Below are 26,179 nucleotides of genomic sequence, written 5' to 3' on the forward strand. Positions count from 1 at the left end.
TTTCTCCGCCACCAAGTTCTATTCTTTTTTTGGTTTCTAGGAGATTTTCAATTTTCTCATTCAATTTTGGTCCTCCTTTTTATCTAATTATTATCTTTCACAAAATTCTATTAAAACTCCAAAAGTAGATTTTGGATGTAAAAAGGCAATCTTCGCTCCTCCAGCTCCATCTCTAGGCTTTTCATCTATTAGCCTAATTCCTCTTTTTTTTAACTCTTCTAGAGCTTTCTCTATGTCATCAACTCTATAAGCAATATGTTGAATGCCCTGACCTCTTTTTTCTATAAATTTGGAAATTGCACCACTTTTATCAGTAGATTCTAACAGTTCTATTTCCGTATCCCCTATAGGCAAAAAAGCTGTTTTTACCTTTTGTTCTTCTACAATCTCAGTATCTACACATTTTATACCCAATATTTCTTCATAAAATTTGATTGTTTTGTCTAAATCTTTTACAGCTATGCCTATATGGTCAACTTTATTCACCATAAAATCCCTCCTATTATTTAATAAGCCTCATTATCTTATCCTTAGCAGTATAAGGATCTAAATCATTTAATACAACTTCATTTGAAAGACTTTCCAATAAATTCTGTTCCAATGCCCTATCCATAATCAAGTTCATCAATTCTTCTTCTATTAATTTTATTATTTTAAACTTGGTATTGTCTTTTCTTCTTTCAATAAGTTTCTCAGTTCGTTCCATATAATTCCTATGCTCTATTAATTTCTCAACTAATTTATCCATATTTTCATCTTGTGTAGCCGATACCTTTATCACAGGAGGCCTATAGTCCTTCTTATCATTTAAATCCAAGTTCATCTCTATTTCCATTTTAGTCTTATCTGCTCCGTCTAGATCAGATTTATTTATAGCAAATATATCCCCTATTTCCATTATGCCAGCTTTTATTGCTTGTATATCGTCTCCCAAATTTGGAACCATTATCATCAATACTGTATCTGCTACTTTCACTATATCGACTTCAGACTGACCTACTCCTACAGTCTCAATAAATATATAATCCATACCATATATGTCTAAAACCTTGGCTGCGCTCCAAGTAGCCTTAGACATTCCTCCTAAGGAACCTCTAGTTCCCATACTTCTTATAAATATACCCTTATCTAAAGCCAAATCACTCATCCTAATTCTGTCTCCTAAGATTGCCCCACCTGTAAAAGGACTAGTTGGATCTATAGCTAAAATGCCCACTTTCTTATCTCTATTTCTAAGCTTTCTTGCCAATCTATTTGTAAGAGTACTTTTACCACTACCAGGAGGTCCTGTTATCCCTATAATATAAGCATTTCCCGAGTGCTTGTATAATCGTTTAATTATTTCTATTGCTCTTTCATCATCATTTTCCAACATGGTAATAAGTCTTGCGCAAGCTCTTCTATCACCCTTAAGAAGCCTTTTTTCTATATTCAATCAAAGCACCACCTGTATTATCTCTTTAAATTATTCTTTATAAATTCTACAACTTCTGAAGTTGATGTTCCTGGAGTAAATATCCTTTCTATGCCAGCATCTTTTAACGTAGGTATATCCTCATCAGGAATTACTCCTCCTCCAATTGTTAATACATCATCTATTCCCTCTTCCTTCAATAAATTTACTACCTTTGGGAAAAGATGATTGTGAGCTCCAGATAGTATACTCATAGCTATTACATCTACGTCTTCTTGAATTGCTGCCGCCACAATTTGTTCTGGAGTCTGCCTAAGTCCCGTATATATTACTTCCATACCTGCATCTCTCAATGCTCTTGCTATCACTTTAGCTCCTCTATCGTGGCCATCTAATCCAGGCTTTGCTACTAACACTCTTATTGGCCTATTCATTTTTATACCTCCCTCTCTATTCACTTTATAATATACAATTATCTTTTACCAATTTTATAGTATTACAGATTGTTCATATTCGCCAAATACTTCTCTTAAAACTCCACAGATTTCACCTAATGTAGCATAGACTCTTACTGCATCCATTATATATGGAACTAAGTTTTCAGATGTATCCGCTACTTCTTTTAATTTGTTCAATTTATTTTCTACTTCTTTGTTATTCCTTTCTCGTTTTAATGTCTCAAGCTTTTCTCTTTGGAACCTTTCAATCTCTGGATCAACTTTTAATATATCCTTGTGAATATCCTCTTCTATTTGAAATTTATTTACTCCTACTACTATCTTTTCTTGTGATTCAATTTCCATTTGATAATTGTATGCGGAGTTTTGTATTTCCTTTTGAATATATCCTTTTTCTATTGCTTTAGCTGCGCCACCTAGTTTATCAATCTTATCAATATATTCTATAGCTTCACTTTCTATTCTATCTGTTAGGCTTTCTACATAATAAGAACCAGCTAATGGGTCTATAGTTTCTGTTACCCCAGATTCATGAGCTACAATTTGCTGAGTCTTTAAAGCTATTCTTACTGATTCTTCTGTAGGTAACGCTAAGGCTTCATCTCTAGAATTTGTATGTAGTGATTGAGTTCCTCCTAAAACAGCCGCTAGTGCTTGAATTGTTACTCTAACAATATTATTATCTGGCTGTTGTGCTGTTAATGTGGAACCGGCTGTTTGAGTATGGAATTTAAGCATCATGGATTTTTCATTCTTAGCATTAAACCTTTCCTTCATAATCTTTGCCCACATCCTTCTTGCTGCTCTAAACTTAGCAACCTCTTCTAATAGATCATTATGAGCATTAAAGAAGAAAGATAATCTAGGTGCAAAGTCATCTACATCTAATCCTGCTTTAATAGCTGCTTCCACATAGGCAATTCCGTCAGCCAAAGTGAACGCTACTTCTTGAACTGCAGTAGCCCCAGCTTCTCTTATATGATACCCACTTATACTTATTGTGTTCCACCTAGGTACTTCCTTAGAACAATATTCGAATATATTAGTTATCAACCTCATTGAAACTTTAGGTGGAAATATATAAGTTCCCCTTGCAATATATTCTTTTAATATATCATTCTGAATAGTTCCCCTTAACTTATCTTTAGATACTCCTTGTTTTTCTGCAACTGCAATATACATAGCTAACAAAACACTTGCAGGTGCATTTATAGTCATAGATGTACTAACCTTATCCAAAGGTATTCCATCAAATAATACTTCCATGTCCTTTAATGAATCTATAGCAACTCCAACCTTTCCTACTTCTCCTTCAGATAATGGATGATCTGAATCATATCCAATTTGAGTAGGTAAATCAAATGCAACACTAAGTCCAGTTTGTCCTTGCTCTAATAAATATTTATATCTATTATTAGATTCCTCAGCAGTTGCAAAACCAGCATATTGCCTCATGGTCCAAAGTCTTCCTCTATACATCGTTGGTTGAACGCCTCTAGTATATGGATATTCTCCTGGAAAACCTATTTTTTCATTATAGTCTAAATCCTCTATATCTTCTGGTGTATAAACTCTATCAACTTCTAAATTAGATCCTGTCTTAAAAACTTTCTTTCTTTCTGGAAATCTACTAGTGACCTTTTTTACTTTTTCTTTTTCCCATTTATCCCTAGCCGCTTCAATATCCTTTAGATCCTTTTCATTAAACATATCTTACCCTCCTTCATATTAGAAAAGTCTATCTAAAATCAATATGGTTCTCTAACTATTATACCGATACTTTTGATGATTTGACAACATGAATTTCAATTTATTTTAAAAATGAAATAAATATTGCAAAATATATAAAAAAAACTTCTATCGAAGCATTAAAAATAGCTTTTCTTGAAACTCATACACGGAGAGTTTTTTTAATTAATATTTTATATAATAGAAAAAAACTTTCCTATTCATTATAAAAAATAGTACTAACGCCTATTAAAGTCATTAGTACTGGATTTTATTTGATGTGGAATTTAGATTTAATCTCATTCCCACAAATAAAACAGTTTTATTATCTTTGATTTTCTTCTTTCCACTTTAGATATCTTCTATATACTCCTTTTGTAGCCACTACTACAGCTTTCTGTGAATATCCAAAAAACCTAGTTTCTATTTTTTTTACTATATCGTCTATACCATCCTTTTCAATATTACAACCTATTGCAAGATAAGCTATGAAATCTTTACATAAATCAGATATTAAAGTTACCATTACATCTTCTATTATTCCCGTCTTGACATTAATTAAAAAACCTACTCCTACTACCTTATGTACATAAGTAGCAGATATATCGGATGGAAGCTTTGCATAGGAAACAAAATATATAGTATCCTCTCCAAAATCTCGAACTTTCCTCATTACTTCACCTCCTATAGAATATATTCTCTATCTTTTTATAAAATTTTCTAGCTACTTTATAAAAAGGCTGCCTTTAACATTGCAGCCTTTTTATTTTTTTAATTCCCAATATACTTCTGGCTTCATCTGGAGTAGCTATCTCCCTTCCTAGTTCTTTAGCAATTCTAACTACTCTCTCTACTAACATTTGATTAGTCGCCAAAATACCTTTGTCATAAAGGATTGTATCTTCCAAACCAGTTCTCGTATGTCCTCCCAATAAGATAGACATGGTAAGCATTGAGACTTGACTTAACCCTATTCCTGAAACTGTAAAAGTTGAACCTTCTGGCAAAGATTCTACCATGTGTAATAAATTTCTAAGAGTACCAGATACTGAACCTCTTACATTCATTACAAGGTTGAATTGTAGAGGTGGCTTTAAAATGCCTCTTTTCACTAGATATTTTGTATTATCGATCATCCCTAAATCAAAGGCTTCTATTTCCGGTTTTATATTATTTTCATACATTTTATTAGCTAGTTCTTCAATTAATTCAAAAGAGTTTGCATTTACTTGAGTTGTGAAGTTAGATGAACCTGTGGCTAAACTTGCCATTTCTGCATTTAAATCCAACATTTGTCCCCGCCATTTAGCAGTATTCCCTCCACCTCTAGCTCCTGTAGAAAGTTGAGTTATAATATCGCAATCTCTCCTTTCTAATTCCTCTAATAACTTTTTATACAATTCCCTATCACAAGTAGGATTCCCTTCTTCATCCCTTACATGAATATGAGCTACAGAAGCGCCTGCTTCCTTACATTTAATTATATCATCTACTATTTCATTGATTGTAATTGGAGTATTAGGATTCATTTCTTTTGTGGGAACGTTTCCCGTAAGTGCAATAGTAATTATTAATTTTTCTTTTCTATAATTCATGATCAAACCTCCTTAATATACTTTTTGTCCCAAGACCTCTTCTGTAGTTTTTTTAACAGATCTGTCTAATTTTGCATATAACAGATCTACCTCTTCTTTAGTTATATTAATTGGAGGTGCTAATAATATATGGTCTCCTCTGACTCCATCAACAGATCCTCCACCTGGATATACTACTAATCCTTCTTCCAGTCCATTGTTGGTTATCTTTCCCTTGACATTCTCTGATACTTCAAAAGGTTCCTTTATATCTTGTTCTTTAACAAATTCAATACCTACCATGAGACCTTTACCCCTAATATCTCCTACAATAGGATAATTGTATAGTCCTTCTAATTTCTTTAACAGATATTCTCCTTGTATTGCACAATTTTCTATATAACTTTCTCTTTCAATGATTTCCATTACCTTATCTGCAATTCCACAGGATAGTGGGTTTCCTGCATACGTATGACCGTGAATAAAATTACCAGTCCCTTCTACCATAATAGTATTAAATATTTCATCGGTACATACTGCAGCACCTATTGGAGTATAACCGCTACTTAATCCCTTAGCAATTGCTAAAATATCTGGCTTAGCTTCAAAATGATCAGAGGCCATTTTCTTACCTGTTCTACCTGTACCTGCCATAACCTCATCCATTATAAACAAAACATCGTATTTATCACATATTTCTCTCACCATTCGGAAATAAACCTTCTCTGGGTATACTCCAGGAGCAGCTGAACCTATTACTGGTTCTGATATAAATGCAGCTATATTTTCTGGACCATGTCTTAATATTTCTCTTTCTAATTCTTTTGCAGCTAATGTACTGGTCTCCTCTAATGTTTCTACTCCCCAAGGATTTCTATAGTGGTAGAATTGATTTATTTTTGGAAAGTTTGCTAACAAAGGATCATATATCTTTCTTCTTCCAACGCTACCTGTCATAGATAAAGACCCCATTGTAGCGCCATGATAGGAATTCCACTTAGATATAACTTTCCATTTACTCGTCTTATGTCCATCTCTTTCTACAAAATACTGTCTAGCCATTTTTATTGCAGCTTCAGTAGCTTCAGATCCACCAGATACAAAATATACATGGTTTAATCCTTCTGGGCACCAGTTAACAATTCTTTCTGCACATTTTTCAATGGAATCAACAGTCCAACGGGATAAATGTGTAAATGCAATTCTTTCTATATGCTCCTTAACAAACTCTGCTACCTCTCTATTCCCATGACCTATATTCGCCACAGCAGAACCAGAACAACCATCGATGTATTTCTTACCATTCTCTCCAATAAGGTAGATTCCCTCACCTTTTTTAATTCTAGGATAATGCCAATTTTGATTTCTATAAAACACATTGTTTTTTGGAGCTTTGTTTAAACTCATATTAAATCCCCCTTCCTAAATTCTTTATTTATGATAAGGTTTAACTAGCTTTTTTTCAGCGTACATACCTCCATGTTCTAATAATTCCCTATCTAAATCACCTTCTAAGGATGATACAGAAACTGCAACAACTAAATCCCCTAGTGAATTGGTAGAAGTGTGAATCTGATCAACTATTCTATATACTCCTGCAATTAATGCTATAGCATCTAGGGGTATTCCTAAGTTCGTCAATAATGCTATTGAAATAATAAGTCCTGTTTGAGGTGCAGCAGCACATCCTATAGATAACAATGTTGCAGTTAAAACTAACATAATCTGCTGACTAATTGATATTGGTATACCATATAATTGAGATGCAAACATTACAACAACTCCAAAATAAATTCCAGTACCATTCATATTAGCAGTTGCACCTAGAGGTAGTACGAAGCTTGCAGTTTCCTTTGGAATACCTATTTCGTCTACACCATTTTTCATTGCTATAGGAAGAGCAGCAGCACTAGTACATGTACTAAAGGCTATTGCCCAAGATTCAAATGCTTTTTTGAAAAATCTCATTGGTTTTACCCTTCCCATAAAATATAGTATTAAGGAATACCATACTACTACAGTGAATATATTTGCACCATAATCTACTAATATAAACTTGAATACAGGTCCAAATATACCTACTCCAAAGGTTGCTACAGCCTTTGCCATAAGTCCAAATACTCCAACAGGAGTAAATTGTACAACAATATCTACTACCTTATACATAAGATCAGAACATCTGTTGATTAAATCTATAATAGGTTTTCCCCTTTCACCCATTAAAAGCAGCCCTGCTCCAACAAATATACAAAAGGAAATAATATGAAGCATTTCCCCCTGTGATAATGAATCAAAAATGTTCTGTGGGAATAATCCTAATATTGATTCAAATACAGATGGAAGCTCCCTCATTTCAACTGCATCAGCACCTACTTCAGCAATATTTAAACCTGAACCTGGTTTAAATATGTTTGCCATAACTAATCCAGTACCTATACATAAAAATCCTGTTCCAAAGAAGAAAAGTATTGTTTTGATCCCTATGCTTCTTAGCTTACTGATCTCAGTTAAACTGGCTACTCCACTAGTTATTGAAAATAGAACCAATGGAACTACTACCATCTTAATAAGTCTTAAGAAGATATCTCCTAATAATCCAAGCCATGGCACTATTTTAACAACGATTGGATGGTCTCTTCCAATAGAACTTAGTATGATTCCTACTATAATTCCTAGGAATAAACCGATGAAAATTTTGTGGAATAATTTCAATTCTCTTTTTTTCACCAAATACCACTCCTTTAATCTCTTTACAATATTTTCTTTGACAGCCTAAATCAATTACTAGCCTCACCCTCCCTTCTATAAGAAATATAAAAACCCAGTATTAATGACAATAGTAAATCATTAATACTGGGTTTTATCTGCTAAGCAATTCGGGTATAGCCTTATTACCACAAATAAAGCAGTATTTTAACATTTAAATATTTAATTTAGAATAATGTGACTAGAAATGTAATTAAGAATTATCTGACATGGTTGTCTTAGTATTCTATTCCATATAAGCTTAAAAAATCCTTTATTTTTTTATAAAAAATTTATAAATTTTTTATAAAAAAATAAAGAAATGAGTTGAACTCATTCCTTTATTTAAGCTATTCGATTCCTACGCTGCTTGAAATACTTCTTCAAATTCTTTTGCATCAAGAGTTTCTTTTTCTAAAAGTTCACTTGCTACTCTATGAAGTTTATTTATATTTTCTTTTAATAATTCTTCAGCTTTATTATATGCCCTATCAATTAAATTTCTCATTTCCCTATCTATAGCTGCTGCAACTTCTTCACTATAGTTCCTTGTCCTGCCAAAGTCTCTTCCTACAAACACTTCTTCTTCATCAGTACCATAAGTCATTGGGCCAAGATTTGAACTCATACCATAGTGAGTAACCATTTGTCTTGCTAATTTAGTTGCTCTTTCAATATCATTTTGAGCGCCAGTACTTATATCTTCAAGTACTAATGCTTCAGCAACTCTACCACCTAATAAACTTACTAACTGATCTTCCATTTTTCTCTTTGTCATAAAGTATCTATCTTGCTCTGGTAAATAAGCGGTAAATCCACCTGCTCCTCCTCTTGGGATTATAGTTACCATATGAACTGGATCTGTATTAGGAAGAAGCCTTGATGTAATTGCATGACCAGCTTCATGATATGCTGTTAGTTTTTTCTCCTCTTCACTAATAACCCTACTTTTCTTTTCAGGTCCTGCTATTACTTTTATTGAAGCTTCATCTATAATATGCATAGGTATTTTTTTCAAGCCTTTTCTAGCTGAAAGCAAAGCTGCCTCATTTGTTAAATTTTCTAAATCTGCAGGAGTAAATCCTGGAGTTCTCTTGGCTACAACCTTCAAATCAACATCCTCATCTAAAGGTTTGTGTCTAGTATGAACTTTAAGAATTTCCTCTCTAGCCTTTATATCAGGTAAGCCTACGTTAACACGTCTGTCAAATCTACCTGGTCTTAATATAGCAGGATCTAGTATGTCAGGTCTATTGGTTGCTGCCATTACAATTATTCCTTCATTAGTACCAAACCCATCCATTTCAACTAATAATTGATTTAGAGTTTGCTCTCTCTCGTCATGACCTCCGCCAAGACCTGCTCCCCTTCTTCTACCTACTGCATCAATTTCATCTATAAAAATTATGCATGGTGAATTCTTCTTAGCTTGTTCGAATAAATCTCTAACTCTACTTGCACCAACTCCAACAAACATTTCAACAAAATCAGAACCAGAAATACTGAAGAAAGGTACCCCAGCTTCACCTGCTACTGCTTTACTTAAATAGGTCTTTCCTGTTCCTGGTGGCCCTACTAATAATACTCCTTTAGGAATCCTAGCACCTATTTCAATAAATTTCCTTGGATTTTTGAGGAAATCTACTATTTCTTTAAGTTCTTCTTTCTCTTCTTCTAGCCCCGCTACATCATCAAAGGTAATCTTTGGTCCATCATCATCCTTTTGTAATTTAGCTTTACTCTTACCAAAGGACATCACCCTACTACCTCCACCTTGGGATTGTTGCATAAAAGTAAACCAAAATACTACAATTATCAAAATCATAAAAATTGTAGGCAATGCTGTAATAAACCAAGGTTCCGATGGTATTGGTTCTGCTGCGTAACTATTTATCTCATTATTTTCTACTTTATCCTTTAAATAATCTGTATAAAAAGTATTCCTAACGTGCTCAGGTAACATAACAGTAAACTCTGTTCCATCCTTTAATTTACCATTTAAAGTATCACCTACAGTTACAATACTCTCTATTTCGTTATTTTCTAAGTGATCTATTAACTCAGTTACATCAATTTCCATAACTTGCTCTACATCTTTGTTAATCATGGATACTACAAAAATTATTATAATCAGTAGAAGCAAGTAGAGACTTGTTCCTCTAAAAAATTTTCTCAATCCAAGTCCTCCCTTCTGCTAAAGTCAAGTTATCTTCAAATTATAGCACATTTTTTGCGAAAAAACAACATATTCGAACTGTAAGCTTCAATCTTTATTAATTATATATTTCTTCTTTTAAAGCTGCAACATAAGGCAAATTTCTATATTGTTCAGCATAATCTAAACCATAACCTACTACAAATTCATCTGGTATATTAAATCCACTGTAATCTACATGAACATTTACTTCTCTTCTTTCAGGCTTATCTAAAAGAGTCACAATTTTAACACTTTTAGGTCCTCTTTTCTTCAAATTATCTGTTAAATATGATAGAGTAAGTCCCGTATCTATTATGTCCTCAACAACCAATATATGCATATCTTCTACACTATAATCTAAATCTTTAATTATCCTAACTATTCCAGTCGATGTTGATGATTTCCCATAGCTAGAGACAGCCATAAAATCCATCAAAATTGGCATATCAATATTTTTCACCAATTCAGACATAAATATTACTGCTCCTTTTAATATACCTATTAATATTAAATTTTTCCCCTTATAATCTTCAGTTATTTGTTTTCCCAGTTCCTTAATCCTTACTTGTATTTCATCTTCAGTTAAAAGTACTTCTTTGACAATATCCTCCATCTTATTCCTCCTTAAGATTAATATCTATTTACTTCAATTACTAATACATTCTTTGTGTCTGAAGTTATCTTATATAAATTGTTAATCCTATAACCAACTAGCCAAAGAATATTTTTATAATCTACTATAAGTGGAATTCTATCTCTTTCTTCTTTTGCAACCTTCTCATCAATAAAATAATCCTTTATCTTTTTAGTACCTTTCATTCCAAATGGCACAAATCGATCTCCAGCTTTTCTATTCCTTATATATAGGTCCCCTATTACTTTATCATAATCAAAGTATTTTATAAACCGATTTTTATTATTTATTTTTATTTTTTTAATAGGACAAACTTTTGCATTAAATTCATACCCTAACTCGTCTATATATGTTGCATCTTCTAGTTCAAGCTTATAAATAAAACTTTTATGTATAACCTTATTTTTCTTCTCCATAATGAAATTTTCATAGCTTGTCTTGGCTATAATATTATCAATTAAATCAATACTCTTTCCTGTCCCCTTTTTTAAAAATAATGTCATTATATCAGAAATATGTTTCTTAGTAACTCCTTGTAGATTTCCTTTTATATCAATGATACAATTCCTTATTATTCTTTGCTGTATGCTTTTATGTTCTTTTTTAAAAGAATTTCCATCTAAGATTATGAAGTTATCAGTCTTTTTTTTCATCAACTGATTATACACTTTTGTCGCATATTTTTCTAAAAAGTCGTTGTCAGTAGATATAAGCTGTGATGTCCTCCAAAGTGTTTCTACAATATTTGGATTATAATACTTCTCAATATAGGGAATCACTTCTAACCGTATTCTATTTCTATTATATACTAATTCAAAATTAGTTCTATCCAATCTAGTCTCTATATTCATATCCGATAGATATTTTTCTATCTCTTTTCTTTCTATACCCAACAATGGTCTTATTATATCTTTATTTATATATTCCATTCCTTTTAAACCTTCCAACCCCGTTCCTCTAAAAAATCTCATTAGCAAGGTTTCAGTCTGATCATTTTTATTATGAGCTACTGCAATTTTACCTCCACCGATTTTGGATAATATTTCTCTAAAAAAATTATATCTTAATTCTCTTCCTGCTTCTTCAGGCGACATTTTATGTTCAATCGCATATTCATCCATGTTAACAGTCTTACAATAATATGGCAAATCCAATCTATTTGCTAAATTCTCTACAAACCTCTCATCTTTATCTGATTCTTTCCCCCTTACTCCGTGGTTAACATGAGCAATAAATATATTAAAACAAATTTCTTTTCTTATTTCCAGCAACACATGAAATAGAGCCATAGAATCCGGACCTCCAGAAAGGCCAATTACTATGTTATCATTGTCTTCAATTAGTCTATGTTTCTCTATAACTTTTAATACTTTCTCTTTCATATATATCACCCATATATATTATACATGATATTTTCCCTAATTTATTATTGATTTTATACTAAAAATTACAACAAAAACAAAACTGACTATACTTATTACAAGTAGATAGTCAATTTTATTCATATTGTTTTTATTGTCTTTATTATTTCTTTTATTCAATGGAGATAAAGAACTAAAGTTTTCTAATTCTAAAATTAAAACTTTAATATCATCACTCTCAATAATTCTTACATTATCAACTTTGAAATCATTCTCTGGTACAAGTCTTGCTATATGTTGCGGTTTAATCTTCATGTTGGATTTGTCGTCAGATATAAGTATGATTTGCTTTATCACAAATATCACTCCTATCAATTTTTATAAGAATTATTGACAAATCCATAAGATATATACAATATATTCTAAATAGTCTTCCAAACCTTTGTTACTAATACAGTCATATCATCTCTTGCTTTTTCACCACCTATTTCTTTAGCTGCATTCATAATCCCTGTTGCAATAGTTTTAGGATTTATACTATCTATATCATTGATTACACCTTTCATCCATTTTTCAGTATCATCTTCATCTTCATTTGCATCCAATATCCCATCAGACATCATAATTATAATATCTCCATCTTCTAAATATTCTTCATATACGTTAAAATCTACATCATCTAATATTCCTACTGGTAAAGATTGTGAATTGATTACCTCCACCTTATTCTTTTTCTTAATAAAGGTAGCGGGAGCTCCTGTTTTTATTACCTGTAATTTCCCTGAATATAAATCTATTAGTGATATATCAAATGTAGTAAATATCTCATCATTTGACTTCAACATAAGTATAGAGTTAATAGTTTTTAAAGCCAGTTCTTTATCAAACTTAGCATCTAAGAACTTTTCCAATAGATTAATTGCTATATCGCTTTCTCTATTTGCCTTTTTGCCTACTCCCATTCCATCACTTATGGCTGCAAAATAAGTATTTTGTCCTTCCCCGAAAGTATAATTGTCCCCCGACACTTTATTTAAATAATTTGGTTTTGAGACTGCTTCTGTAAAAGCACTATACCTATTACTTTTTATTAGCTTGAATTTTACCCTCTCTTTTTCCGATTGATTTATGTTAAACTCTCCCCTTAGAGGTATTCCTATAGTGTCAGAAACTATTTGTTTAATATTTTCTTGACTGTTTATAGCTTTATAGGCTTTATTAACTTCTACATATACTTCAATATTATCATCTTCCAATTCTGATATAATTACATCATCTATATCCACCTTATTCCTTTTCAAATTTGTATAAACAATTTCCTCTAAATCCTCTTTAAAAATAGGATTTATATATATATCATTAGCCATATCCTCCATTATCTTTGCTACTCCTTCTAATTGTTCAGAAACTAATAATCTATTTTGAATTATTTTATTTTTCCACATGTTATTTATCTTAAACCTTTCAAATCGGCTTAGCATTTCTTTTCGTATTCCATTTTTATTTAAACAATAATCTTTAAAAAATTGGGGTAAATTATCATCTGTTAATGATTCATTCTCCTCTAATAAACTTATAGCTTTGAACATAGCATTATAGGTAGTATAAAAATTCCCTTTCCAACAAGACTTTCTCATCCCACAATTTGAACATATGGAATTTGCCACATCATTGATTAATTCATATACTTCATCAACATCATTTGCCTTATTATCTCCAACAGAATCTTTAAATGTCTTTCCTAATCCTCTAAATATATCTGATATTTCATTTAGTTTGTTTATAGTCATTTCATCTTTTCTATGAGAATAAGACTTTTCTTTTGCTCTTTTCGTAATTAGCTCAACATAATCTGATAAATAGTTATTTAATGGTTTATATAAAACTAAAAAAGCTACAATAGATATTATTAATTCTCTAAAATCTATAAAACTTATCCCATATCCATTTATATAAAAAGAGATTATTGCATTTCCTAATACAAATCCTAAAATAGATCCTATTTTCCCCAAATCTTTAAATACTCCTGTTAACAATCCCGCCAATCCATATATAGATAAAATAAATGGCATCTCTGGCTGAGATATATATGATACAATTCCTAAAGTTATTCCTATAGTACTTCCTATAAATGCTCCTTCTGTATATCCAAAATATAATATTATCAATACACTAATGATGTTTTTCAAAGATGCTTCAAGTATTGATAGACTACCAATACCTAATAGTATCAAAGCTAAAGTTAAAAAAGTACATATAATCTTTTCATTTGTATAGGATTTTGCTTCAGAATTAGTAGATAAACTGTATGAAAATATATAAGTCATCGTAAACACTAATAATCCTTCAAAAGTAATAATTAATAAATCATAAATAAAAACTTCTTTAAATATCACTAAATATAATGTTTTTATAAATATGAAAATGCCCGATGTTACTATTGATGATTTAATAATTGAAAACGTTTCTTTAGATTTAATAATATTAAGTAATATCATAACAATAGTAGTTGTAACCATATAATCTAGTCCATTTATACTATGAAATGAAAAGATTCCTAATATAGTGGAAATAAAAACATAAATATTATATTTTCCAGCTAAAATATACGCTGACATAAAAGCTATTCCGAATGGTGTTAATCTTTCAATTATACTTGCCCTGCTGATAAAAAAAGCCAAAGCAATAGGTATTAAATATTCCCAATTAAAATTGATCATTTCATTACGTCTCTTTTCTTTAGATAAAATATATTCCGTATTCAACATCTCTAATCCCCCTCATTTATTTTTCCTGTAAATTTATATTAGCAAAGGTTAAAAAAATATTTTGTCAATACTTCTTGTATAAAACAAAGAAATTTCTGACACATACTCTATAAATACTTGGATATTCATTTATCTAAAGTAAGTAAACATTATATCTCTAGTTTAGTAAATAACAACCTTATAGCTATAATGGAGAAATAAGCATATTTAATGTCTATATTTGTATAAAATCTTGGATAAGGCACTATGCTTAGTATATAGGCATGTTATAGCTATTATATAGACATAATATTAGCATAAGGTGAAGATTACATTAACAAAAAACACAAAAAAATAAAAAGGCCCCATTCAAAACGTTATTATCAATGTGCCTTTTTATATACTCTTACACATTATAAAAAAACCGGAAAATCCGGTTTTATAGATATTATAAGTCCACGCTTCGCCCCCTACATCTTTGGCCTAGGTTTCTCCTGCCTTCTCTCATCTTAATCATATCTTGTTTTTCATTACTGTCTTTTAAAAACTTAGAGAGCTTATCTTCAAAAGACATAGACTTTTGCTTTTCATCATTTTTATCCCAGTCAATTTCTATAGGATTGTTGGTTTTAGGTTTAGCTTGTCTAATTGAAAGGCTAATTTTGCCATCATTAGATACTGATAATATTTTTACTTTAACTTTCTGATCTTTTTTCAAGTAGTCGGTTACTTTCTTAACATAGTCATCAGATATCTCAGAAATATGGACAAGCCCACTTTTCCCTTCAGACAATTCAATAAATGCGCCAAAGTTTGTAATACCTGTGACTGTGCCCTCAACTACTTTTCCAACAGTTACGGGCATAGATAAACTACTCCTCCTTATAATTAATTATATTCTTACTCTAGTATATATTAGAATGCTAGTATTGTCAATAAATTATACTAGTTATTACAATTCTTAAAAACACCATTACTGCTATTTTTATCAATATAAATAATCTCTCTAGGCTTAACTAAGCCTAATTTTTCTCTTGCAACTTTTTCCACAAATGTTAAAGAATCTTTATTTTTAATTTCCATTTGTAATTGTTCAATTTTTCCCTGCAATTCAACTACTTCTTGTTCTTTTCTTAGCTTTTCTTCAGATAAATCATTCATTACTATACTCTGACTAATTAAAGTTTTCCCTACCCAAAATACTATCAATAGAAAAATAAAATGTTTTAATCTAAATTCTCTTTTTCCTCTTTTCTTTTTCTTCACAATAACACCACCTACTTAAATAAAACATTTAGTTAGTATATTTATACTACATCAATTCAAAAAATCCTTTATTTTTTTTTAGAAATTATTTTTTTATATCTTTTTATTTCTTTAATAGCCTCTACTGGCACTCTTCTTGCTTTATTTATCTTTTTTAATTTAGGCGATATTATTTTCTTGGTAAATCTAAAAGGTAATATTAAGATGTTTACAATACTCCTCAATAAATAACCAATACCGTCAAATAGCTTTAAAGTCAACGAAAATATAATCTTGCTTAAAGTCTTTATATATATATATCCTCCAACGAAAAAGCCAATAAATATATAGCCACGTAATTGATCCCAACTACTTTTATTTATAATATAAAAAAATATTAGTGCAATTCCAATCCAAAATAACAAATCCTCTATAATAGTAACTATTTTCTTAGGTTTAAAGCAATATCTTGTAGCTCTATATATATCATAAGCTAACCCCGTTATTAATCCTCCATACACAGCTGTTAAAAATATATAAAATTGAATTTTTATAGTAGTATCCATTTATAAACACCCTAAATCACTTAAATATTTTCCCGATTATATTTCCTTTATGAGATAATTCCTTATCAACATAATTAATTCCACTTATAGTACCAGTTATTTTCACATTTCCATCATCTAGGTTTAACTTATCAACATTAAGATCTTCACCTTTTATAATCATTCCTCCCCTTATAGTTTTTAAAATAATTGTATTATCATTAAAACTTTCTACCTGTTCTACTCCTGTAACATTAATTTTACTCCTATCTTCTATTAAAATATTTTGATTTTTAAACTTTGTACTCCCTTCAGGCATTCGGCTCACCCCCTGTTTATTCATTATTAATATATTTATGAATAAAAAAAGGCTTTTAGAACAAAGCCTTTAATCTATAAATTTATATAGTTGTAATGCCTCATCCTTTTTTACATTATCGCTTACCCTTAATACCTGAACTTTTTGATTATGTGATCCAAAATTTATCTGTATAATATCTCCTACTTTGACGTTATCTCCTGGTTTAGCCGGTTTGCTATTTATAAATACTTTTCCTTGTTCACAAGCCTCCTTAGCTATAGTCCTTCTTTTAATGATTCTGGAATTCTTCAAAAATTTATCGATTCTCAAAATACATTCCCTCCCTATTACCAAAAAAAATCAGGTCTATGACCTGATTTTTTTACTTATTTACAGCTTCTTTTAATCCTTTACCTGCTTTAAATACAGGTGCCTTTGATGCAGGAATTTGAATAACTTCTTCTGGATTTCTTGGATTTCTACCTTCTCTAGCTTTTCTGTCTCTTACCTCAAAAGTTCCAAATCCAACTAATTGCACTTTTTCTCCTCCAGTTAAGCTTTCCTGTACTGCTTCCATAAATGCATTCAATGCATTCTCTGCATCTTTCTTTGTCATATTACCCTTTTCTGCCATACTAGCAACTAATTCTGCCTTATTCATTATTAATTCCTCCTTTTTCTTAATGTTAATGTTAATATTAATCTTTTCTTATAAGTTTATTCTATATTTATTACAAGACTCCTTCTTCTTATACTGTAATATCTATTAAAATGTCAATGTCTATGTAGTTTAGCTTCATTCCATAGTACATCCATTTCTTCTAGTGTCATTTCTTCTAATGTTTTGCCTATTTCCTTACTCTTTTTTTCCATGAATTCAAACCTACTTATGAACTTGTTTACTGTCTTATTCAATGCAATCTCAGGATTCACATCTAAAAATCTGCATAAATTTACAACAGCAAATAATAGATCTCCTGATTCTTCTTCTATTTTTCCTATATCACCACCTTTAAAGGTATTTATTTCCTTAACGACTTCATAATATTCCTCTTTTATCTTATCTAAAGCTCCATCTGTACTATCCCAATCAAATCCAATCCTCGCTGCTCTCTCTTGAACTTTGGAGCTTCTCATCAAAGAAGGAAGCTTAGGTATATCATTTAGCATCTCTGAATAGGTAGAAATACCTTTACTCTTAAATTTTAATTTATCCCAATTATATACCACTTCATCAGATTTTTCTACCTTTTTTTCATCAAAAACATGAGGATGCCTGTAAATTAACTTTTTATTTAACTCAGTTGTAACATTATAAAGGTTAAATTCTCCATTCTCTTGAGCTATTTGACAATGAAATATCACTTGGAACAATAAATCTCCTAATTCCTCAACAACACTATCTATATCACCTCTATCTATGGCATCTACTACTTCATAAGCTTCTTCAATCACACATTGTCTTATAGATTCATGAGTTTGCTGTCTATCCCATGGACAGCCTGTATCACTTCTCAACTTTTTCATTGTATATATGATATCATCAATATTATATATATTTTTAGTTATTTTGTCCATTTTAGTTACATATATACTAAAAAGTGAGTCTATAGTATCAATTCTATCCAATTTATAGATTGGAATTTCTCTTAAAGTTTCTTTCCCCTTTACTCCTGCACTATTTATTAAATAAACTTTATAATCATCTCCATACACCTCAGATAGAACAAGTTTTATGTTAGAAGCAACTCTTCTATTGTACACTTGAGTTATTATAAAATCAATATTTATATTTATATCATTTATATCAAATGTTATTCCATCTACTATTTTTAAACCATTAATGGGATCTCTTTTCATCAGTTGTATTACCGGTTCAATAAAGCTCATCCCAGTCATCAACTCAATTTCTAGTTCTTCATTTTCTTTGTCAAGTAACAACTCTACAGTTTTTTCTGCAACTAAGGGATTCCCTGGTACTAAATAATTAATAACCTTATATTTTTCTGCTTTATTAATTAAATCTTCAACAATATACTCGTATACATCCTCAAATTCAGCTTCCCTATCGTATACATAATCATAGGATTCATACTCAATAGAATTATCATCAAAATATTTTATTGTGGGATGTTTTTTCGTACGCAAGAAATTTTTATTTCCACTATTTATTTCATTTATTACCCCTAATGTTAGAAAATTGGCATCCCCTGGTCCTAATCCTAAAATATTAATCTTTCCCATATTTATTTCTCCTTTGCTATAAGAAATTTATCTACTTATCAATTTTAGTTTTACTAATTTATCAGCTATCTTTTCTCCCTTCGGCAATAGATTAAAGTCATCATATGTTAAAGATCCAGTTACTAGTAACAGTATACCATAAACCACACCAGCAATAATAATAGCAACTACTGTAGCTAATCTATCATCTATAATATTAATTAACCCCAGATAGCTTACTCTTGCAGCAAACATCATCCCCAAAGAAGATGTTAAAGGTTTTATAAAAATTCCCTTTATATCTAATCTTGTTTTAGTATACCTTTTTACGCTAATTAAGTCCAGTAAAGCTGCAATAAAATAAGCCACTACTGTACTTATAGCCGCACCTTTTACATTTATATTTTCAATACCAGTTAATGCATATGTTAAAAATACTTTAGTTATTGCACCTATAAATAAATTTCGTACAGCCACAAATGGTTTGCCCAATCCTTGTAAAATAGCAGTAAGAGATTGTACCAACGTTAAAAATATTACTCCAAAAGAGAGTATGGCCAATATTTTCCCAGTATTATCTATAGTTTCTGCTGTATTATTAAAATATAAAAGATTTATAATAGGTGTTGATAAAACAAATAATCCAAGTGCACAAGGTAAACCTATCAGTAATGTTACCCTAATACCTGAAGAACTTATACTTCTAATCTCACCATATTTTTTTTGGGCATTAACCTCAGAAATTGCTGGCACTAGACTAACAGCTAAAGCCATAGAAAAAACTTGTGGTAAATTAATCAAGGTTTGCGCTAGTCCTGTTAACTGACCATATAAACTATTGGCTTCTAGGGCAGTAAATCCTACACTTTGAAGTCTCCTCAGTACAATCACTGTATCTATGGTATTCATTATAGGTACAATCGCAGCACCTATAGTTATAGGAATAGCTATAATCAATAAATCTTTTATGATTTTAATAGATGAGTCTTCTTCTTCCTGTATAGTAACATTTAATTCTTGGTTAATTTCTTTTCTTTTCATTAAGTATATAATTATCATTACTGCTGCTCCAGCTATTGCTCCTGCAGATCCTCCAAATGAAGCTCCACCAGCCGCTATTGGTTTTCCTCTATCCAATAAAAGCAAAGTCAATGACAACCCTATTGTTACTCTAAAAAACTGTTCAAAAATTTGAGACAGAGCTGTAGGAGTCATAAACTGCCTACCTTGAAAAAACCCTCTAAAAGCTGACATAATAGGCACAAAAAATAAAGCAGGTACTAATGCAATAAGAGCATAGTATGCATTCCCATTTCCTAAAGAATCAACAATATTTTGGGCATTGAAAAACACAAATAAACATGTAAGAACTCCGGTTATTAATAGCCCTAAGAATGCAACTTTAAATACCTTATATGCTCCCCTATAATTCCTAAGTGCTCTCTTTTCTGACACCAACTTTGCTATTGCAACTGGAAAGCCTGATGTAGATATAGTTAACAACAGCGTATATAAAGGATAAGCTGTTTGATAATATCCCATTCCTTCAGTTTTTATTATATTACTAAGAGGTATTCTATAAAATGCTCCAAGTATTTTTACAATTATACCAGCAACACCAAGAATAGCTGCTCCCTTTAAAAAATTGTTTTTTGTCATTACATTTCCCCCTAAATATTAATCCAAACTAAATCCATTATATCAAAAATATATTTGTTTTAATATGATAATATAACAATAAGATGTTAATCAAGTGTTTTTTAATTATTAATAAAAAAATAATTTAGCCTACCAAGATTGGTAGGCTAATTTTCCATCTGTTTGGACAAAAATCCTGCTGCAGTTTCTAATATCTTAATCTCTATTTCTCCCATAGTTGTACCTGGTTCCTTTGATATAAGTATTGCACTTCCTATTGGATCTCCTTGCATAATTATCGGTGCTATTACTTGCGCCGAATAATTATTGGCATTTTCATCCTCATAAAATATCTTAATAGGCTTATTTGTTTCGTTTGTTGCATATACATTTCTTGACTCCATTATTTTTTCCAATTCTGGACTTATTCGTTTTTCAAGATATTGTTTCCTTGAACCACCAGCAACAGCAATTATATTATCCCTATCAGTAATAATAGCAATATAGTTGGTAGTTTCATATAAGGAGTCACAATATTCATTTGCAAATTCATTTAACTCACCAATAGGTGAATATTTTTTTAGTATTACTTCACCTTCTCTGTCTGTAAATATTTCTAATGGATCTCCTTCTCTTATCCTCAAGGTCCTCCTGATTTCCTTAGGTATAACAACTCTTCCTAAATCATCTATACGCCTAACTATACCAGTAGCCTTCATTTTCTCCCTCCTTAAGAAAATTTATTGTGCCATTATTATTTTACTAATAGGAATTTTTTATACATTTATGGTAATCTTAGCTTAAAGTATTTACCTTAAAAAATAATTAATAAAATCTTCACAAGCTTGTGAAGATTTTATTAATTATTTTCATTTTCAATACTTTCTTTTAATTTTCCTTCAACTTCTTCATCTCCCTTTGTAAATGAGTCCTTATAAATTTTCACATCAGCTTCATTGATCAATTTATCTAATTCTTCAGAATACCTTTGATTTTTTAATGCTTCTCTTGCCTCTTCTTTTAAATCATCAAATGTATCCATTCTATCTTCTACTAACACTATATGATATCCTAAATCAGTTTTTATCAATCCACTTATTTCACCAATTCCCAAATCTAGAGCTACATCTTCAATTTCTTTATATTGAGTTCCACCTTTAACAAAGTAATCTCCACCTTTAATTGCTGCTTGCGGATATATAGATTCAGTAGCAGCTAAACTAATAAAATCTTCGCCTTCTTGCAACCTTCTTAACACTTCATTTCCGTCCTCTTCTGTTTCAACAATTATATGGCTCGCTCTAACCTTTATTAATGAATCCTTATGTTCATCAAAATATTTTTTGATCTCTTTTTCTGATAATTCAAGTTCATTAAAAAAATGTTCTCTATGCTTTTCATGTATTAATTCTCTATTTGCTATTCTTTTTAAAGATTCATTGTTAGCATTCATATTCTGTAAATATTTTTGTTGTTCTTCTTCAGTTATTTTAATCCCTAATTTTTTTAATTCTTCACTTTTCAATTTTTCGTATATTAATTCTCGCAACAGCCATTCTCTTAAAACATCCTCAAAGGTTCCATTATCCTTTGACTCCTGATTCATCACATCTTCTCCATATTGACTTATATAATTATTTTTTATCATTTCAAAATCTTCGTCAAACTCCTGTTGAGTTATCTCATAACCATTTACTTCTGCCACAACCTCTTCTTTTACTCTATTATTATTACTACACCCAACAATTGTTGACGATATTATGCTGACCAATAATAAAATAATAAAATAATTTGCATTTGGCTTCACAATTAAAACATCCTTTCTGTACAACACCAATTATATTATATCTTATTTCTCTCAGCATGAAAACTATTAATTTTCTCGACTAATTTTCTTACCTCTAGTAGTAGATTATTCCTAAATCTACAATGAAAAGAAGGATTTTTAGATAAATCAAATTGAATTTTTCTTCCATACTTGCGGGATAGATGATCAATCATGTCTGCTGAAATATGTTTCATAGAACTAAATTCTAAAGTAACTATATCTCCTGATTGAGTAATATTTTCAATATAACATAAACTTGCATTATTCTTAATGTAAGAAATATCCAACAAATTATTTACTTCTTTAGGAATATCTCCAAATCTATCAATCAATTCATCTACTAATTCTCTATAATCTTTGTCACTTCCAACAGCAGCAATCTTCTTATAAATTTCAATTTTTTGTTCCTCATCCTCAATATATTTTGAAGGTACATATCCGTCTACTGATAGATCAATAGCTGTATCAACTGTTTCTTCGAATTTTTCTCCCTTTAACTTCTTAATAGTTTGATTTAAAAATTTGACATAAAGATCATACCCTATAGCCTCAATATGACCATGCTGTTCTATCCCTAAAAGATTTCCAGCACCTCTTATCTCTAAATCTCTCATCGCAATCTTAAATCCTGATCCAAATTCTGTAAAGTCCTTTATGGCCCTTAATCTCTTTTCTGCTACTTCGGTTAAAACCTTGTCCTTCCCATAAGTAAAATATCCATATGCAATTCTATTAGTTCTACCAACTCTACCCCTTAACTGATAAAGCTGTGATAATCCCATCCAGTCTGCATTATATATTATTATTGTATTCACATTTGGTATATCAAGCCCTGTTTCAATAATAGTTGTACATACTAGCACATCATATTTTTTATCTATAAAGTCCACCATGACATTTTCTAATTCCCTTTCACTCATCTGCCCATGCCCTATAGCCATATTAGCCTCTGGGACCAACTTTTTTAATCGGGTAGCCATTTTATCTATGGTTTCTACTCTATTATATACAAAATACACTTGACCGTCTCTCTCTATTTCTTTTAATATAGCTTCTCTTATCATTTGCTCATTGAATTCCACAACATAAGTTTCTACTGGATATCTTTGTTCAGGTGGCTCATCTATTACACTCATATCCCTAATACCTATAAGTGACATATGAAGAGTTCTAGGAATAGGTGTAGCTGTAAGAGTGAGTACGTCAATATTTTCTTTTAATTTTTTCAAGGCTTCTTTATGTTTTACACCAAATCTTTGTTCTTCATCTACTATTAATAGACCTAGATCATTAAAAAATACATCCTTAGATAAAAGCCTGTGAGTACCTACAACAATATCTATAGTCCCATCTTTAATCCCTTCAATAACCTCTTTACGTTCTTTCGGAGTCCTAAATCTGCTTAACATTTCTACATTGATAGGAAATTCATCAAATCTCTCTTTGATAGTATTGTAATGTTGCTGGGCTAATATAGTCGTAGGAACCAAAAAAGCTACTTGCTTTCCGTCCATTATCGCCTTAAAAGCAGCTCTTAAAGCTACTTCTGTCTTTCCATATCCTACATCTCCGCAGAGTAATCTGTCCATTGGTCTTCCTTTTTCCATATCCTTTTTAATTTCATCTACACTTTTAATTTGAGCTTCTGTTTCTTTATAAGGAAATGAATCTTCAAACTGCCTTTGCCATATAGTATCTTCAGAAAAAGCAAATCCTTCTAAAGTCTCCCTTTTAGCATATAATTCAAGCAATTCCTTAGCCATATCTTCTACAGCCTTTTTAGCCCTTTGTTTAGTTCTAATCCATTCTGAACTACTAAGTTTATTAAGCTTTGGCTTTATAGAATCTCCACCTACATATTTTTGCATTAAATTCATCTGATCAATGGGCACATATAATTTATCGCTTCCCTTATATCTAATCATAAGGTAATCTTTTATAATTCCTTGAATGTTTAATTGTTCTACTCCCTGATATTGTCCTATACCATGACTTTCATGTACCACATAATCTCCTATCTTTAAATCAGAAAAACTAAGCGAATCTTCTTTTTTAAATTTCTTTTTATGTCTTCGAATTTCTTTAGAAGAACCAAATATTTCTTCATCATTAATAATCGCTAACTTAATTTCTGGATACTCAAATCCACCATCTATGTTCCCAGGAGTTATAAAAACTTGACTTGATTTGATTTCTCTATTTATATCCTCTACATAATTACATATAACCCCTAAATCCATCAGAGTTGATTCAATACGCCTACCTCTTTCTTCTGTACCAGAAAGGATGATAACCTTATACCCTCTATATTTATAATAATTTAATTCCTTACTTAATAGATCAATATTATTATGAAATGATTGCATAGATTTAGTTACAAAATTAAATACAGATACCGGTTTGAATTTCTTGTCGATTTTAGCAACTGATGTGTTTAGTATACATATTCTTTCTTTTAAACTGTCAAATATATCTTCATATCCAAAGTTAATCTTCGCATGACTTGAGAGAACCTCTCCCGTTTCTAAAACATCAGTATATTTCATTAAAAATTGATTTTTTATATTTTTTGCCCTTTCTTCTATTCTTCTTGGTTCGTCTATAAACACCACACCATTTTCGTTTAAATAACTCAAAATATTTGACAAGTACTTCCCAGGCACATATGGAATTACCATATCCATATTTGAAATGTGTAAATTTCCTTGAATTGCTTCAATAAATCCTTCGAACTTTTCCTCCATGTTCTTCCTAACAACAGAATCTTTTTTTAATTTTCTAGTCGCCTTTATTAAATCCTTTTTCATATTCTCTATAATAGAATTTCTGAAATCATCTAATACAAATATTTCTTTTACTGGAGGGATAAATACTGATTTAACTGCCTTTAAGGATCTTTGACTTGCTAAATCAAACATTCTTATTGAATCTACCTCATCATCAAAAAGCTCAACCCTATATGGATTCTCACTATTAGGAGGAAAAAAATCGATTATTCCGCCTCTTACGCTAAATTGTCCTATTCCTTCTACCATTGTTTCTCTTTCATAGCCACCATTCACAAGCTTTTGAACTAATTCATACAAATCTATTCTACTATCTAAATCTATTTGCATTGATTCTCTTTTAAACAGAGTAGGACTAATAAGTTTATTCAGTAAACTTTCTATATGGGCAACCACAATTATTGACTCTTTTTTTGCTAACCGTGAAATTACCTTTAACCTATTTATAGTCCGCTCGGAACTAATAGCATCAACCTTATAGAATATTACTTCTCTGCTAGGAAACAATTCTACTACATCTTCATTAAATTTTTTGATGTCTTCATATATCCTCTTAGCTCTTCTTTCATCATGAGTTAGTATCAAAATTTGTTTATCAGTATGCTGATTTAGAGCATAAGAAATATGCCCTATATTCTTATCTATAATACCGTGAGTAGCAATAGGACTTTTACCTTCGTTAATATCATGTATTAAATTTTTATAAGAAGTCCAATTCCTTAATGGATCAATAAACATATTTTGCATCATATCAG

24 protein-coding genes are annotated in these 26,179 nt (G+C 30.7%); all 24 read right to left on the bottom strand.

The window, feature by feature from the left end; genetic code table 11:
* Positions 1-90: 90 nt before the first annotated feature.
* The 24 genes from mce to mfd all read right to left on the bottom strand — a co-directional run bounded on the left by mce (position 91) and on the right by mfd (position 26,174).
* Positions 91-489 (bottom strand): methylmalonyl-CoA epimerase, encoded by a 399-nt coding sequence (gene mce / locus K8M07_RS04845; RefSeq protein ID WP_223376770.1) that lies wholly within the window; start codon positions 487-489, stop codon positions 91-93.
* A gap of 13 nt (positions 490-502) precedes the next feature.
* Positions 503-1,435 (bottom strand): methylmalonyl Co-A mutase-associated GTPase MeaB, encoded by a 933-nt coding sequence (gene meaB, locus K8M07_RS04850; RefSeq protein ID WP_223376771.1) that lies wholly within the window; start codon positions 1,433-1,435, stop codon positions 503-505.
* Positions 1,436-1,452: 17 nt separating this feature from the next.
* On the bottom strand, positions 1,453-1,848 hold the full coding sequence (locus tag K8M07_RS04855; protein ID WP_223376772.1) for a cobalamin B12-binding domain-containing protein: 396 nt from the start codon (positions 1,846-1,848) through the stop codon (positions 1,453-1,455).
* A 54-nt stretch (positions 1,849-1,902) separates the two neighbouring features.
* Entirely contained in the window at positions 1,903-3,582 is a 1,680-nt protein-coding gene (locus K8M07_RS04860; RefSeq protein WP_223376773.1) for a methylmalonyl-CoA mutase, read from the bottom strand.
* Between the two features lie 343 nt (positions 3,583-3,925).
* Positions 3,926-4,273: a DUF3870 domain-containing protein gene (locus tag K8M07_RS04865; RefSeq protein ID WP_223376774.1), complete on the bottom strand. Its 348-nt coding sequence runs from the start codon at positions 4,271-4,273 to the stop codon at positions 3,926-3,928.
* Between the two features lie 73 nt (positions 4,274-4,346).
* A complete protein-coding gene (locus K8M07_RS04870; RefSeq protein WP_223376775.1) occupies positions 4,347-5,195 on the bottom strand; it encodes a 3-keto-5-aminohexanoate cleavage protein in 849 nt (282 codons plus the stop codon).
* A 12-nt stretch (positions 5,196-5,207) separates the two neighbouring features.
* Positions 5,208-6,581, bottom strand: coding sequence for an aspartate aminotransferase family protein (locus tag K8M07_RS04875; RefSeq protein WP_223376776.1), 1,374 nt, complete (start codon positions 6,579-6,581; stop codon positions 5,208-5,210).
* A gap of 24 nt (positions 6,582-6,605) precedes the next feature.
* Entirely contained in the window at positions 6,606-7,901 is a 1,296-nt protein-coding gene (locus K8M07_RS04880) for a dicarboxylate/amino acid:cation symporter (RefSeq protein ID WP_223376777.1), read from the bottom strand.
* Positions 7,902-8,280: 379 nt separating this feature from the next.
* Complete coding sequence (gene ftsH / locus K8M07_RS04885; protein WP_223376778.1) at positions 8,281-10,095, bottom strand: ATP-dependent zinc metalloprotease FtsH; 1,815 nt, start codon at positions 10,093-10,095, stop codon at positions 8,281-8,283.
* A gap of 97 nt (positions 10,096-10,192) precedes the next feature.
* Complete coding sequence (hpt, locus tag K8M07_RS04890) at positions 10,193-10,729, bottom strand: hypoxanthine phosphoribosyltransferase (protein WP_223376779.1); 537 nt, start codon at positions 10,727-10,729, stop codon at positions 10,193-10,195.
* Positions 10,730-10,746: 17 nt separating this feature from the next.
* A complete protein-coding gene (gene tilS, locus K8M07_RS04895; RefSeq protein ID WP_223376780.1) occupies positions 10,747-12,132 on the bottom strand; it encodes a tRNA lysidine(34) synthetase TilS in 1,386 nt (461 codons plus the stop codon).
* A 36-nt stretch (positions 12,133-12,168) separates the two neighbouring features.
* A complete protein-coding gene (locus K8M07_RS04900) occupies positions 12,169-12,468 on the bottom strand; it encodes a hypothetical protein (RefSeq protein WP_223376781.1) in 300 nt (99 codons plus the stop codon).
* A gap of 65 nt (positions 12,469-12,533) precedes the next feature.
* Positions 12,534-14,879 carry a stage II sporulation protein E gene (spoIIE, locus tag K8M07_RS04905; protein ID WP_223376782.1) on the bottom strand — a complete coding sequence of 782 codons (2,346 nt, stop codon included), beginning with the start codon at positions 14,877-14,879 and terminating at the stop codon, positions 12,534-12,536.
* A gap of 427 nt (positions 14,880-15,306) precedes the next feature.
* Entirely contained in the window at positions 15,307-15,723 is a 417-nt protein-coding gene (locus K8M07_RS04910) for a S1 RNA-binding domain-containing protein (protein ID WP_223376783.1), read from the bottom strand.
* Positions 15,724-15,803: 80 nt separating this feature from the next.
* Positions 15,804-16,124 (bottom strand): FtsB family cell division protein, encoded by a 321-nt coding sequence (locus tag K8M07_RS04915; protein ID WP_223376784.1) that lies wholly within the window; start codon positions 16,122-16,124, stop codon positions 15,804-15,806.
* 68 nt (positions 16,125-16,192) lie between these two features.
* Complete coding sequence (gene yabQ, locus K8M07_RS04920) at positions 16,193-16,669, bottom strand: spore cortex biosynthesis protein YabQ (RefSeq protein ID WP_223376785.1); 477 nt, start codon at positions 16,667-16,669, stop codon at positions 16,193-16,195.
* A gap of 16 nt (positions 16,670-16,685) precedes the next feature.
* The gene (gene yabP / locus K8M07_RS04925; protein ID WP_223376786.1) at positions 16,686-16,967 is read right to left on the bottom strand and encodes a sporulation protein YabP; all 282 of its coding nucleotides are present in this window, start codon (positions 16,965-16,967) and stop codon (positions 16,686-16,688) included.
* A gap of 69 nt (positions 16,968-17,036) precedes the next feature.
* Positions 17,037-17,279: an RNA-binding S4 domain-containing protein gene (locus K8M07_RS04930; protein WP_223376787.1), complete on the bottom strand. Its 243-nt coding sequence runs from the start codon at positions 17,277-17,279 to the stop codon at positions 17,037-17,039.
* Positions 17,280-17,331: 52 nt separating this feature from the next.
* Entirely contained in the window at positions 17,332-17,610 is a 279-nt protein-coding gene (locus K8M07_RS04935; RefSeq protein ID WP_223376788.1) for an HU family DNA-binding protein, read from the bottom strand.
* 113 nt (positions 17,611-17,723) lie between these two features.
* A complete protein-coding gene (gene mazG / locus K8M07_RS04940) occupies positions 17,724-19,193 on the bottom strand; it encodes a nucleoside triphosphate pyrophosphohydrolase (RefSeq protein WP_223376789.1) in 1,470 nt (489 codons plus the stop codon).
* Positions 19,194-19,220: 27 nt separating this feature from the next.
* Positions 19,221-20,831, bottom strand: a complete 1,611-nt coding sequence (locus K8M07_RS04945; protein ID WP_223376790.1) for a polysaccharide biosynthesis protein — start codon at positions 20,829-20,831, stop codon at positions 19,221-19,223.
* 146 nt (positions 20,832-20,977) lie between these two features.
* Positions 20,978-21,529 (bottom strand): stage V sporulation protein T, encoded by a 552-nt coding sequence (spoVT, locus tag K8M07_RS04950; RefSeq protein ID WP_223376791.1) that lies wholly within the window; start codon positions 21,527-21,529, stop codon positions 20,978-20,980.
* Between the two features lie 140 nt (positions 21,530-21,669).
* Positions 21,670-22,617 (bottom strand): SurA N-terminal domain-containing protein, encoded by a 948-nt coding sequence (locus K8M07_RS04955; protein WP_223376792.1) that lies wholly within the window; start codon positions 22,615-22,617, stop codon positions 21,670-21,672.
* 35 nt (positions 22,618-22,652) lie between these two features.
* Complete coding sequence (gene mfd, locus K8M07_RS04960; RefSeq protein ID WP_223376793.1) at positions 22,653-26,174, bottom strand: transcription-repair coupling factor; 3,522 nt, start codon at positions 26,172-26,174, stop codon at positions 22,653-22,655.
* Positions 26,175-26,179 lie beyond the last annotated feature (5 nt).

It is taken from the genome of Schnuerera sp. xch1 (assembly GCF_019931165.1).
Classification (GTDB): domain Bacteria; phylum Bacillota; class Clostridia; order Tissierellales; family Tepidimicrobiaceae; genus JAIOUP01.